9 protein-coding genes are annotated in these 14,014 nt (G+C 57.6%); 6 read left to right on the top strand and 3 right to left on the bottom strand.

The window, feature by feature from the left end; translation table 11 throughout:
- Positions 1-39: 39 nt before the first annotated feature.
- From SFX18_19770 to SFX18_19755, 4 genes are all read left to right on the top strand, one after another.
- Positions 40-1,197 (top strand): GspH/FimT family pseudopilin, encoded by a 1,158-nt coding sequence (locus tag SFX18_19770; GenBank protein ID MDX1965394.1) that lies wholly within the window; start codon positions 40-42, stop codon positions 1,195-1,197.
- A gap of 1 nt (position 1,198) precedes the next feature.
- On the top strand, positions 1,199-2,455 hold the full coding sequence (locus SFX18_19765; GenBank protein ID MDX1965393.1) for a prepilin-type N-terminal cleavage/methylation domain-containing protein: 1,257 nt from the start codon (positions 1,199-1,201) through the stop codon (positions 2,453-2,455).
- 359 nt (positions 2,456-2,814) lie between these two features.
- Positions 2,815-8,322: a hypothetical protein gene (locus SFX18_19760; protein ID MDX1965392.1), complete on the top strand. Its 5,508-nt coding sequence runs from the start codon at positions 2,815-2,817 to the stop codon at positions 8,320-8,322.
- Positions 8,323-8,734: 412 nt separating this feature from the next.
- Complete coding sequence (locus SFX18_19755) at positions 8,735-9,520, top strand: hypothetical protein (GenBank protein ID MDX1965391.1); 786 nt, start codon at positions 8,735-8,737, stop codon at positions 9,518-9,520.
- Between the two features lie 58 nt (positions 9,521-9,578).
- Here the strand turns inward: SFX18_19755 and SFX18_19750 are convergent, their stop codons facing one another.
- Positions 9,579-10,361, bottom strand: coding sequence for a sugar phosphate isomerase/epimerase family protein (locus tag SFX18_19750; GenBank protein ID MDX1965390.1), 783 nt, complete (start codon positions 10,359-10,361; stop codon positions 9,579-9,581).
- Between the two features lie 68 nt (positions 10,362-10,429).
- Here SFX18_19750 and SFX18_19745 point away from each other — a divergent pair, with 68 nt between their 5' ends.
- Positions 10,430-11,320, top strand: coding sequence for a bifunctional 5,10-methylenetetrahydrofolate dehydrogenase/5,10-methenyltetrahydrofolate cyclohydrolase (locus SFX18_19745; GenBank protein ID MDX1965389.1), 891 nt, complete (start codon positions 10,430-10,432; stop codon positions 11,318-11,320).
- Between the two features lie 114 nt (positions 11,321-11,434).
- Positions 11,435-12,346, top strand: coding sequence for an N-acetylglucosamine-6-phosphate deacetylase (locus SFX18_19740; protein MDX1965388.1), 912 nt, complete (start codon positions 11,435-11,437; stop codon positions 12,344-12,346).
- A 42-nt stretch (positions 12,347-12,388) separates the two neighbouring features.
- On the opposite strand, the gene SFX18_19735 is transcribed toward SFX18_19740, so the two are convergent.
- Together SFX18_19735 and ispE are read right to left on the bottom strand one after the other, a co-directional pair.
- Positions 12,389-12,997 (bottom strand): SpoVG family protein, encoded by a 609-nt coding sequence (locus SFX18_19735; GenBank protein ID MDX1965387.1) that lies wholly within the window; start codon positions 12,995-12,997, stop codon positions 12,389-12,391.
- Between the two features lie 40 nt (positions 12,998-13,037).
- A complete protein-coding gene (gene ispE, locus SFX18_19730; protein MDX1965386.1) occupies positions 13,038-14,000 on the bottom strand; it encodes a 4-(cytidine 5'-diphospho)-2-C-methyl-D-erythritol kinase in 963 nt (320 codons plus the stop codon).
- Positions 14,001-14,014 lie beyond the last annotated feature (14 nt).

Here is a 14,014-nt window from a genome sequence, read left to right as displayed (position 1 = left end):
AAATTACTCCCTCGATCAACTAATGCGCCCCGTCATCCCATGAACCCAAATTCAACAACATTCGATGCTAGCGCCTTTCGTTTCCCGCGGCGCGGGTTGACGCTGGTGGAGTTGTTGGTGGTGATGGTGATCTTGACCATGATTACCGCGGCGACCATTCCGCTGCTTTCTCCTCCGGGAAATGCCCGCAAAATTCGTGAAGCCGCCCGCGAGGTCGCCACCTATTTGGAATTGGCCCGCGCCCGCGCGGTCGAGACCGGTCGTCCGGCGGGGATCTGGATCGAGCGGCTCCCGGGTAGCGGCGCGACCGGCTATAACGCCAATAAGCCCGAACCGGTCGAGTCTAACACCATGTTCCTGTGTGAGACGCCTCCGCCGTATAGCGGGGATACGCTCAATTCCACCGTGCAAGTGCGGATCACGGCGCAGCCCTCCGCCGGTAATCCGCAGGGGACCGCCAGCCTGACCTTTAGCCCCAATGACGCCAGCCTGTATAGCCTGGTCCGCGGGGGGGATCTCATTCGCTTTAACTTTCGCGGGCCGTATTATCGGCTGGGGCCCCGTCCCTTTGGTCAGCCGTTTACCAGTAGCGACCGGATCACCATCAGTTGGAGCGCGCTGCAGGATATTTCCCCTCCCCAGACCAACACGGGCGCAACCACCAATCCCAACGCCGGCGTCCCATTTCAAATCATTCGCCAACCGCGCAAGTCCGCCGCCCCGCCTGTTACTCTGGCGGGGAATGTCCCTTTTCCCATTATCGACTTGACCAGTTCGGGCATCGGCCCGGATAACCGCGACGCGGACTTTAGCCGACTGGCCGACCGGGACACCGCCACCGCTGGCAGCGTTTCATGGCCGCTCATTATCACCTTTGCCCCCAGTGGCCGGGTCGATCAAGTCATTTATGTGGAAAACACCACCTCTGGGCGATTACCCATCGCCATCCGGCCCACGGCGATGATTTATCTGTTGACCACGCTGCGGCGGGAACAAGAGCAAAACCCCTCCCTGCGGTACTTAAACGCCGAAGCGGTCTGGGTGGCGGTAAATCCCTCGACCGGTTTGGTCACCGTGGCGGAGGCGGTCCCCCCCACGCCGGTAACAAACGCGATGTGGCAAGGAAATCGCAATTTGAACGATCTCAAAACCTCGCGTGAGTTGGCCAGCGGCGCGAAACAAGCGGGAGGCCAATAACATGTATCCACTACCCACGTTCCCACAACACCCCGCTTTCCGGGGGGGTTCATCCCGGCACGCCCAACGCGGCATCAGTGTGATCGAGGTCCTTATCTCGATCTTTATTCTGGCAGTGGGCCTGCTGAGTATCGCGGCCCTGCTGCCCCTGGGCCAAAATGACGTCGCCCAGGCGGACCAGGATGAGCGCAAGGCCAATCTGGCTTTAAACGCGTCGCGGACGTTTCGCACGCGGGGATTTGCCGATTATCGGCTGTGGTGCCAGGCCAGCGGGACCTCGCTATATGACGAAAGCAACGCCACGACCAACATCCCCGCGATCTTAACCCAACCTATCTTTATCGACCCGATCCTGCTGGGCCTGGACAATGCCGCCCGGCCCGCCGGCGTCGATATGGTGCCGCACCAGGGGGGTCCGTCCTTTCCACGACCAAGTGTGCAATTTCCGCGGATTTCGGTCCGGACATCGACCCGCCTGGACAGCAACAACCAAAAAAGCGTGGGCCTGGCCAATAACCTAGGAGCAGTGGCCCCGATCGAGGCGATCTTTACCCTGCAGGACGAAACCCTGACCGACACACCGTTTAGCACGGACGGCCCCCCGCGCAATCGGTTTGATACCACGAATAATATTTCGCCTAACACACCTGTTCCCCCCGCTAGCATCATTCGCCGCTCATTTGAGGGGAACTACACTTGGATGGCGATGCTGCAGCCCATCCCTAACACGGGGGTGGGGGACGCTTATCCCAGCCGTTCGATGCTTCCTCGTTCGCAAAGCAGCATTGCTCGCGGCATTCCCTACGGCGGGATGCCGGTGCAACTGTCGATTGTGGTGTTTTATAAACGGCCCTCGGCGGTGCTGCTGGACTCGGATAATCGGGATGGAAATGACAAAGGGATTCCCCGCGAACGGGAAGTGGATGTGACCATTGTCCCCGGCGCGGGGATTGGCGGCGGCGAAGCGACGATTAGCGTGAGTGACGCCGCGCTTAAAAACTGGCTGCTCGTCAAGCTGGGAGAATGGGCGCTCTTGCATTATCAGGTGAATAACGGACCCCGGCGTTATCAATGGGTCAAGATTCTCAGCGCGTCAAATATTGATCCCAACACCCGCTCGCGGCAGATCACGCTGGCCGGGCCGGACCTGATGATCCCCGGCAATGGCGGCGTCTCGGGCAAATTGGTGATCTTTGATGACGCGGTCATGGTCCATACCAAGACGATCCACCTGGAAGGTCCAAATTTGTGGAATTAAGGGCTGTAGGAGGCTACTCTGTCGCCGAATAAAAGACCCTAGGAGGCTACTCCGTCGCCGAACAGAAGGACATGTAGCCGCCAAATAGCCAAAACAAAAGGCTGGCAGAAATTGAACAAAAGTTAATGGAAGATTTGAACAGGAGATAGCAGAGTTAGCAGAGACCGGAGAATAGCATTACTCCGCTCCCTCTGCTTTCTCCTGTTAAACAAATTACCTGTAACAAGAGTTAACGAAGTCCGTGAAGTGAGCCAGAAAAGCCCCTTCTTCGTTTCCTTTTGTGAATGAATCACACCAAGCTGACACACCCACGCCGTTTCCGGGCCAAACAGGAAGCGGCGTTTATGCGGAGCCGAGAGATGTCCCCTCTGAATTTTGATGCTCAAACCCCGCTCCCCCGGCGAAAACACCCCGCGCGCGCCAACCGCAGGGGGATTTTGATCTTGGTGGTTTTGACGCTGCTCTTTTTGTTTGTGATGATTTCCGTCACGTTTGTGCTGGTGGCTAATACCAACCGCCGCGCGGCCAACCAGTACAAAAATCTGGAAATCACCGGCGACCCGCCGGAAAACGAAGTGGACATGTCGCTCTACGCGCTGCTCCGCGGAGAGCTCTCTCCCGGCTCGGCGCTCATCCACCAGTCCCTGTTAGAAGATATCTTTGGCAGCCAGAGCGTTCGCGCGCAGGTGGTGTCGGTAACTGCCAACCTACCCGGCACAAATAATATGGTCCTGGCGTTGGATTTAGTCCCCCAGAATGGCCAGTCCTTTAACACCACCCCCGCCTATTATGACGGCCGGGTCATTAGCATTATCGGTACTAGCACCGCCAATAACGCCAACCACGCCAAGGTCCTCAGCTCGAGGATTGTGAGTTCCCAGACTCCCCAAAATACCAACCGCATTACCCTGTTTGTGCAGTCCTTTCGCGATCAACTGGGGGCCGCCGTCCAACCCCTCCAGGGGGACACCGTTCTCATCAATGGGCGGGAATTTTCCGGCACCGGCGTGGGTTATAATCAGACCGACGGCCAGCTCTCTTTTGTTAGCATGAATAGCCAGCCGCTGGCGCTGCTTATTAACAACGCCGGACTCTTGGGCATGCACCTCAATCCCGCGGTCTGGAGCATGAACGAATCGTACGACGCCCCGGACGTGCAAAACGCGTTTTTGGCGTATTACGACTTAAATAATCAAAACATCCGGCTGGACGTCGCGGGACAGGTAAAGCCTTCGTTTCATGATCCGGATTTGCTGCGGACATTGGCAAATTCCGCGGGCAATGATAATAGGCTGCTGCGGACGCTGATGTTTCGCCCCAATCCGCTGGAACACCCCAACTTTACCGGCAGTAATCCCACGCACGCGGCGGTCAATCCCCAACAGCGGTTGCAACTGCTGTATCAGACGGACAATCGCCAGTTGCAGTGGGATGTCGACAACGATGGCGACGGCATCACCGATAGCGTCTGGATTGATCCGAACTTTCCCTTGCAAATGACCAAGGATGGCCGCCTGTACAAGCGCTTGATCGCCCCGCTCATTTTGGACATGGATGGCCGGATTAATCTGAACACCGCCGGGAATAAGGCCCAGGATATGGCCATCTACAATAGTCCGAACGTGCCGGGGATGCCCCCGCTGGCGACCGCCGCCGGGGGTGCGGCGGGGGGCTTTATCTTGCCCGCCGGGTCGGGTTATGGAACCGCGGAAATCAACCTGGGCATCGCCCTCAACGCCGACCCAGCCCTCTTTTTTAACGCCCCCAATGGTCGTTACGCCGCCAATGGCGAGGCGGGGATCGCCAGCCCCGCGCATTGGGCCTGGGTGCTGCGGGCGGGAGGGACGCCGCGCGATTACACGGGCAGCCCCGCCGCCGCGTTTAACCTGACCTTTCCCAACGCTTCGGGGTTAAATTATTTAGGCGTGTATGGCTCGGCCCCGCCGGATATCTGGGGGCGTTTGGCCACGGGAATCGACTTTCAGGGAAATCCGCTATACATCATCAAAAGCGGCACCAAAGCCCTGCCCAATCAAGAGATGCTCAATGCTCCGTATGAGCTGCTGTTACATGCGGGCGCGCCTCGCGGGATTGCCCGTCCCCAGGTGGATAATCCCTTTAGCCCCAGCGAGCTAGAAGCGATCCTGCGGGCCAACGATATTGATTCATTGCAAATGCCGCTGCGGCTGCGGCGGATGCGTCCCTTTGACGGCAGCGCGGCAAATTCCAGCGTCGTCCCCGAGCGCAACCTCTTTACCACCGAAAGCTGGCACACGCCGGTCCACATGCCCTATATCCCCAACAACGGGGCCAATAGCCAGCCCACCACGCATCTGCTAGAGACCATCGCCAACGCCAATAACCAGGTGGTCAATCCCTGGGCGACGCTGGTCTCCACCGTCGCTCCCGCGCAAAAGCAGGCGGAAATTCGCAAGTATTTACCGCCGGAAATGCTGGCCGGGCAAAAGTTTAATCTGAATTGGCCGCTGGGTAATGGCCTGGATGATAATAACAACGGCGTCGTGGATGAAATGAGCGAGTATTACAGCACCCCCGGCGACCCCACGACGATCCAACCAGCTAACAGCAGCGTACATCAGCTAAATTATGCGTCGCTCAACACCGCCTATGGCGTGAGCGCGGCGAACGCCCAGATTAACGGCACGCACGCCATGCAGTTGACCCAGGGGGTTAATGTCAACGACTTGTCCGACACCAACAATCTGGCCGACTTCAACGATAATCCGCTGGTCCGGCAGCAGGTGGCCAAGTATCTGTACATGCTCATGCTCTGGTCCACGGGAGAACTAGAAGGGAACGCCCAAACCACGGTTTCCGCCGCCAGCGAGCAACTGCGCCGCCGCATCGCGCAATGGGCGATTAATGTGGTGGAGTACATGGACAGCGACAACATCATGACGCCGTTTGAGTACGATGTGAACCCGCTCAACCAGGGGTGGGATGTCGAGGCTAACGGCATCATCTCCCCGATGGAAACCTACAATACCCAATCCAGCGACAAGCGGATTGTCTGGGGGTGCGAGGCTCCCGCGCTCTTATTGACGGAGGGTATCGCCTGGCACGACCGCCGCGTCCGCGATTCCAAGCATGACGACGGGGCAATGAAAAAACGAGACAGCAACGGCATGGATGACACCGATCCCAAGGATATGTTGCGCGATGACGATCCCGATCTGGATCAGGCTCTTATTCCGCGTGGGCCAGCGTTTGTGGAGTTGTACGCGACGCATAGCCCCATTTCCGTGCAGGCATGCCCGGATTTGTACGATTATGACACAGCCAATCAGTGCTGGCGGCTCAAACTGAACAAAGTCACCCCCGACGGCATCCCCGTCTGGCGAATTGTGGTAACCCGGCCCAACACCAATCCCAACAACGACTTTTTGACCAAGTCCCGCGATCCCAACCAGGCGCTGTATGCCACGTACCAAACGCCGCAGTTTGTCACGGGGAACATGCACTCCGCCTCCAATCCCAACGGCACCACGCTGCCACCGACCATTCAAACCAACGCCCAGGGACAGACATATCCCGATATCGAACGGATCGTGGTCTTTGCCCAGCGTCAGGACATCAATCCGCAAATTCCCGATAATGATTTGCTGTACTGCTATAACGAGGTCAACACACCACCCAATCCTGGTCTGGTCAGCTTTCCCACAAGAAATCCTCCCGGAGACATTGATAATCTGTCGCTGTTTGGCGGGCAATACGCGGTCATCGTTCCCGGAGGGACGACCAAGTCGGGGCAGATGGGCTTTGACAGGAATGGCCTGCGCTGTTTTCCCCTGGGACATGATTTGCAGCCCGCCGCCATGATGGGCGGACCCGAAGCCCGCGTCAGCAGTCCCCAGCAGTTTAAGTTTCGCCTGAATAACCAAAACCAGTTTATCCTACAAAACGGCAAGAACACCGTGCAGATCACTAACACCGCGGGCAATCCCAACCAGCCCACGGCTAATTACAATTCCGCCGCGCTCATTACGATCGGTAGTTTTGGATCTCCCACCAGCAAACACGCGGCGGGGGGGGCCAATCGCACGGATTGGACGAATGAATATGTCGGCTTTAGCATCTCAGAGCCGGTGTGGTCGGCCGCCAACTATTATCCCCGGCCAAATGAGACCAATCCCGAAACCGGCCTGGACGAGGCGTACGGCGACTTGGATGAAGTCGATACGACAAAGCTCTTTTTGGATAAGCCTCTGGACAGCCGCGGAAATATGCCGCTCAAGCAGCAAAACCTGCTCGAAACCCGAACAACCGACAACTATAAAACCCTTGTCCTGCAACGGGTGGCGGACCCGACGGCCCATTACCATCCCGAGCGCAACCCCTACATCACGGTCGATTGGCTGCCGATCGACCTGACGGTGTTCAACGGCGATGACCGCGTCCCCTCGGCCGATAGCGGCAAATTCAATGATAGCGACTTTGATCCGGATGATCCCAATGGCAAAAACGCCCATCCGGTTTTGTCCTCGCGACAGCGCGCGGCCATGCCCGGCGATCTGGCCGGTTACATGCCCAACAATACGCCCCGCGCCGACCAGGTCAACATTTGGCGGCAAAACAGCGAACGCCGGACCGACGTGCTGACGGGAAATAGCATGACGCTGGTCTTTAAGGAGGACATCGAACAGACCAATACCAAGCCCGGCCAATCGCTGGGCTACCTGAACCAAACCTATGGCGATCCCATCGATGACGCCACCTACGGAACGAATCAGCGCTATCGCGGCAGTCCCCGCCGGGCGTTTCCCAACATGTCCTGGGCGAATCGCCCGTTTCATAATCCCTACGAAATCATGCATGTCCCCGCCTGTTCCGCCAGTCGTCTAGGGAGCGAGGCATTCAACCTGCAACCCCAAAACCCCGGGCAGCCGCTGTTCGTGGATAACACGGCCAACAGCCTGAACCCCTGGTACGGCGGGGCGCCGCCGACGCCGCCGGGACCGGCCTATGGCCATATGCTGAACTTTTTTGCGACCAAGCCCGCCACAGCGCCTAACCAACAGGCCCACGGTTTTTATCGGATTTTAGATTGGGTGGCGACGGCCCCGCGCTTTGCGGGAAATGAGGATTGGCTGAATCCCGGCGGGACCAGCGGCGCGGCGGTGATCCCCCCGACGTCCCCGCTCAATCGTTTTCGTCCACCGTTTCACAGTTTTTCGCATTTTCGCGAGCCGGGCCGTGTGAACATCAACACGGTCAACAACCAGCGCGCGTGGGATGCCGTGATGAACGGCTGGAATGATCCCACGCGGGGCAAATACGGCGGCACGTTTGCAGATTTGGTCAGTTCGCGTCGGGGACATGCCGCCGCCAATCCCATCACCAAATTTGGCAATCCGTTCCGCTCGGCTAATGAAAACGCGCTGGTGATCCCCAACTATAGCACGACCAAACCCGGGAACGCGCCGCTCAATCCGCTGGATGTGACGCTGTTGCGGACCAAGCCCGACGTCAACGGCCAACCAGATGGCGCCACGCTGCTATTTGGTCCCGAGCAATCCCTGGCCACGGACGAGTACCGCAATCCCACGCAGCATTACCCCCTGGCGACCCAAAATATGGAGCGCATTTCAAATCTGGTCACCACCCGGTCCAATGTGTACGCCATTTGGGTCACAGTCGGTTACTTTGAAGTAACGCCCAATGGCAACACCACGGGTGACCCGCAAGCGCCGGCGTTTTTGATCGGCCAAGAGCTGGGGAGCGACACGGGAGAGATCACGCGCCATCGCGGATTTGCGATTATCGACCGCAGCCGCCCCGTCGCCTTTGAACGTGGCCAAAACCACAACGTGGATAAGGCGTTTTTGATCAAAAAATTTATCGAGTAAGTAGCGGAATTGTCCTCCTCTCACTCCGTGAGAGGAACAACGCCGCCGATGGCATTGGCGGTTGATGAACCAAGTGTGCTAGGAGGGGAAATTGACACGCGGATCGATGATCTTTCGGCACCGCTAGCTTTTCCGTACACGGAGTATGCGGGCTACATTGTCCTCCTCTCACTCCGTGAGGGGAAAACGACAATCGGTAATCTCTAAGCGGCTAAAACTTTTACCGCTAATCGATTCATCACACGTAGTGACATAAATACACTATGCTTTGCTGGCATTTCTGACCTTGACGTCGCTGGGTAAATTCCAGTAATCTCGCTCCCCGTGTTGACGGCGCGGCATGACGTCGCGCTGCGCTTGGCGGCTATTTGGATCATGCCGCTATTTTGCCTTTACTGCGTGGGGAATGGCCATGTTTTCCAGGATTTTCTTGCTCGTGGGGAGTTGCTGCGGACTGCTAAGTCTGGTGGGTTGCGGGTCCGCCGAAAATACCCCTCCCGTCGCCGCTACCCAGCAATCGGGCACTGCTAGCACGACAACTGCCGATGGCAAGACCGCGGATCAAATCGTCTTGGAATTCATGGCCGCGGTCAAATCCGGCAACAAATCCGCCGCCGACGCCCTCATCACTCCCACGGCTCGCCAAACGATTCAGCAAACCTCGTTGGACATTAACCCTCCCAGCAGTCCGGGGCTGGAATACAGCATCAAGGCCGTGCAATTTTTGCAAACCGACAAAGGGATGGTCGCCCACGTCGGCTGTGAATACGTTGATAAAAGCGACCCTGCGATGGAAAAGCAGCAAGTGCTGTGGGCGTTGCGCACCACCGAGCAAGGATGGCGAATCGCCGGCATGGCCCTGCAAGTGTTTCCCGGCGAAGAACCGCTACTGATGGATTTTGAGAACAAAACCGATTTAGAGCATAAGCAGCAGGCGATCGCGGCCGAAATTGAACGCCGCAGCGACCCAAATTATGTGCCCCCCGCGGCGGGGACCGCCCCCGCCACCCTGGGGACAACGCCACCCGCGACCACCACCGCAACTACCTTTCCGGCAACGACCACAACCGTCACCGCGCAGCAACCCGCCGCGAACACACCCCCATCCACCACTCCGCCAAATGGCCCCATGGCCACACTTCCCTCCGACCCGATACGCCAAGCGAATCAAGGCGCGGCCCCTGGCTTGTTAAAATAGAAACCGCCGTTGCCGTTAGTGGTTGTTGTTCTATGGAAAAATTAGCGGAAGAAACCCTTTAGAGCGCGCGGATGTATGTCACCGCTTGTTCCAGGGCTGGCTCGGGGTCTGTACTGCCTGACAGATCCAGCATAAAGCCACCGCGATAATTGTGCTCTTGCAACGTTCCCAACAGCTCCGGCCACGGAACATTGCCTGTCCCCAGGGGGAGCAGTTGCCCCCTTCCCCGGCCAAAACCTCGTGTGGCGTCTTGCAACCGCACCAGCCGAATCGCCGTGGACACGGAGGCCAGCCACTCCACGGGGTCAATCCCTTCCGCCAGCAGTTGCGCCGGACAAAAATCGATCGCCAGCAAGCCTTCTGGTATATTTCTCAGCAATTGTTGCCAATCCGCCACGGGTTGTCCCACGGATTGGGCACAAATTTGCACGCCCAAGTGATCGGCAAAGCGACCCAGGTCGGTAAGGACATCCACCAACAGGCGACCGCCGCCAGTGGTGTATTCCGCGGGGAGGGGACCGATTTGGGTGCTAATCTGTCGACAGTTCAGGGCGGCGGCGAATTTGATCGCGGCGCGTATACCGGCGCAGCGGGCCTCTAGGTCGGCCGATTCGCCAAAACCTCGGCGGGTGGGATAGCTTACTTGGCCGACACGAACGTTGTAATCGGCCAATAACTTGCGAAATTGGCGAATCGCGCTCGGCCCAAAGTCAGCGGGTTGAAACTGCCGGCGCAGGTCGAGTTCTACGAACAAAAGTTGCCAATGCGCGCACAGTGGCAGCGCGTGCTTCAGCGGCATTCCCAAAGACGATAAGGCGATTCCCAGTTGCATGGCGGGCATGGTAGAATTCTACTACAAATCGGCTCATGGGATAAACCCCGCCCGCGATATAAAGGGATTGGCGAACAATGACGGCCCGGATTCTTGATGGCAAAGCCTGTGCGGCGCAAATTCAGGCGGAACTGGCTGGCCAGGTTGCCGAATTTGTCACGCGCACGAAAGTAGTCCCCGCGCTGGATGTGGTGCTGGTGGGGGAAAATCCCGCCAGCCAGGTCTATGTGCGCAATAAAGCCCTGGCGTGTGAAAAAGTGGGGATGCGGGGAAGACTGTACACCCTGCCGCAGTCCACCACAACCGCGGAATTATTGGAATTGATTTATCGCCTGAACCAGCCCGCGGCCGATCAGCCCGCCACGCATGGAATCTTGGTGCAGTTGCCCCTTCCCGCGCATATCGACACCACGCGGGTGTTGGACGCCATTGACCCGCGTAAAGACGTGGATGCGTTTCACGCGGAAAATGTCGGCTTGTTGGTGCAGGGACGACCCCGGTTTCTTCCTTGTACCCCCCGGGGGGTGTTAGAACTTTGCCAGCGATCGGGTATTTCTCTGACGGGTCGGCGGGTCGTGATCCTGGGTCGTAGCGACATCGTGGGTAAGCCGCTGGCTAATATGCTGTTGCAAAAAGGGGCCGATGCCACGGTCACCGTCTGCCATAGCCGAACGCGGGAAGTCGCCTGGCACACGCGCGAGGCGGAAATCTTGGTAGCGGCGATTGGCCAGCCGCGGTATGTGACAGCGGAAATGGTGCGCCCCGGGGCGACCGTCATCGATGTGGGGATCAATCGGGATGCCATGGGCAAGCTATGCGGCGACGTGGACTTTGACGCGGTACAACAGGTTGCTGGAGCCATTACCCCGGTCCCCGGAGGCGTTGGGCCGCTGACCGTGGCCATGCTGCTCCTTAACACACTGACCGCCGCGCAACTGGCGACGAATTGTACTCCTCTCACTCCGTGAGAGGGTGTGTTAATTGGTCATTACCCTAAGGTTGCGCTGCCATTGCAGTTTGATGCATCACACGGAGTGTGATGACGACACTAAAACTCTGACGGGGCAAAAATTTGGACAACCATGCTTCCCTGCGATTTACAAGTTAACGGTTATGGCGGCGTGGATTTCAATAGTGACACACTAACCGCGGCGCAGATGGAACTGGCCTGCGCGCAATTGGTGGCGGATGGAGTGGGACAGTTTTTGGCGACGGTTATCACCGATCATGTACCCGTGATGTGTGCGCGGTTGGCGCGGCTGGCGGCCTATTATGGCGAACTACCCCACATCCAAGATTGTTTGATCGGATTGCATGTGGAGGGGCCGTTTTTGAATCCGGCCGACGGTTACCGCGGCGCGCACCCCCGCGACGCGATTTTGCCAGCGGATGTTTCCAGCATGGAACAACTGCTCGTGGCGGGAAACGGGCTGGTCCGACTGGTGACCCTGGCACCCGAGGCGGATGACCAACTGCGCGTAACGCGTTTTTTAGCAGAACGGAACGTGTGCGTCGCGGCGGGACACACGGACGCCAGTCGAGCGCAATTACGCGCCGCCGCGGCAGCGGGCTGCACCCTCTTTACGCACCTGGGAAACGGCTGCCCGGCTCTCTTACCCCGGCATGATAACATCATTCAACGCGTCCTGGCCCTGCGCGAACACTTTTTGGTCACGCTGATTGCCGACGGCGCGCATGTGCCGTTTTTTGTGCTAGAAAATTACCTCCGCCTGATTGGGATCGACCGGGCGATCGTGGTCAGCGACGCCATTGCCCCGGCGGGGTTGGGACCGGGAGACTATACGCTGGGCCGCTGGCAATTGCGGATCGGTCCCGATCTGGTCGCGCGGTCGCCGGACGGGGGGCATCTGGTGGGGTCGGCGGTGGGATTGACATTGGCGGCGAAGCGTTTGTCCACCGAAACGTCGCTCGAGCCAGGGGATATCTTGCGACTGACCACCCTCAATCCGCGTTCAGTCCTTGATCCGCGCTAGCGACTGAGCATTAAAGGATGGATTACCTAATTAAGAGCAAACTTAAAAAATGCCCGCTCCAAAGTCCCCCGCTTGACCGGCGGGAGGGTGGTTATGATGATTGGCGCTGGGGGGGGGCTGGTGTTTGACATGGGGCGCGCGGGGGGCATGCTGGGCGGGTTTATCCGGCGCGGCGGATTTGGCGTAATGCGGCGGATTATGGCGGGCATGGGTGTTGCGCGCGGGATGAAAATCCTCGTAATCGTAATCATCATACCGCGAAACATAGCCCGGCTGCTTGGCCCGTTCCAACTCCAAATAATATTCCGCCACCACTTTTTCTTGGATCATTTCTCGGCAGACAGAATTGATGGGATGGGCGATGTCGGCGTAAAGCTTGGCCCGGCCATCCTCATCCTTTACCACGCGGTCGGGGGGCAATCGCATCCCGCATTGATTGCAATAACCAGCCCGCAAATGATTTTTACAGCCACATTGGGGACAATGCGCCGTCAATTTGCGGCTGGGCATGGCCACGAAAGGGCCATTTGTCCCCTCGATGATCTTGAGATCACGAATGACAAAGCAATGATCAAATGTAATCGAGCAAAACGCCTGCAAGCGCTCGCTGCTATCTTCGGTTAGTTTAATGCGTACTTCGGTGATATCCATTGGCACTCTCCATCCAATCATGAGAGTGGTCGCCCACAATTCAGTTCTGCAATGCCCAGACCTGACCCAAGCCACGGGCTTGCAATCGTCCCGCAATCTTCCTGGCGTGACGAGCCGAACGTGCCAGACCAAAAAAACTTGAACCGCTGCCACTCATCAATTGGGTCATGCAACCCGCCTGCCGCAATTCATCTTTGATTGTGCCAATCTCTGCTGCCAATACGTGCGCCGCCGATTCCAGATCATTGTGCATATTCTTGCCTAATAAGCACACATCACCGGTTAAGAGCGCCGCGGTCGCCGCCGAGGTAAAATCGACTGTCGCCCGCGGTTCACCCGCCATCAATTCAAACCGCCGATAAACGGCCGCGGTGGATAATGCCACACGCGGCTTAATCAAAATCCAATGTAACCGAGGAACGCCAGAAATGGAAACCTTTTTTTCTCCGCGTCCTTCCACCACCGCCGGTTCGGGACTAATAAAAAACGGCACATCGCTTCCAATTTCCGCCCCCCATTCCTGCAATGTCCGGCAATCCAGCCCTAACCGGCAGGCCTGGTTCACCAACACGAGCGCCGCGGCGGCATCGCTCGAACCACCCCCCAGACCCGCCTGGGTGGGGATGCGCTTACATAGCGTTAACCGCAAATCCTGCAAAAAACCGGTTTTTTTTCGCAATAACTCCACCGCGCGGTAAACCAAATTATGATGATCCGTGGGTAAGCTTTCTCTTCCCGGCAGTGATGAATCGCTTGTTTTCGTGTCGTAACAATCCAATTTTCGCCCCGTAAAGAATTGCTCCGACCAATAACAATCCAACTGCAATTGAGAATTGTTCTCATTTGCCAATCGGGGGGGGATGTCCAACCGGAGTGTGTCATAAAGAGCAATCGGCAACATTAAGCTGCGAATGCCATGATAGCCATCGGCTCTTTTACCCAAAACTTCTAGTGTGATATTTATCTTCGCCGGGGTGTGCACCCACCAATAGTTCAAATCCATGCATGAATTTATTA

The sequence above is a fragment of the Pirellulales bacterium genome, assembly GCA_033762255.1.
Lineage (GTDB): Bacteria > Planctomycetota > Planctomycetia > Pirellulales > JALHPA01 > JANRLT01.
Note: the sequence above shows the minus strand (reverse complement) of the source record. Positions and strands in the feature narration are given on the sequence as shown.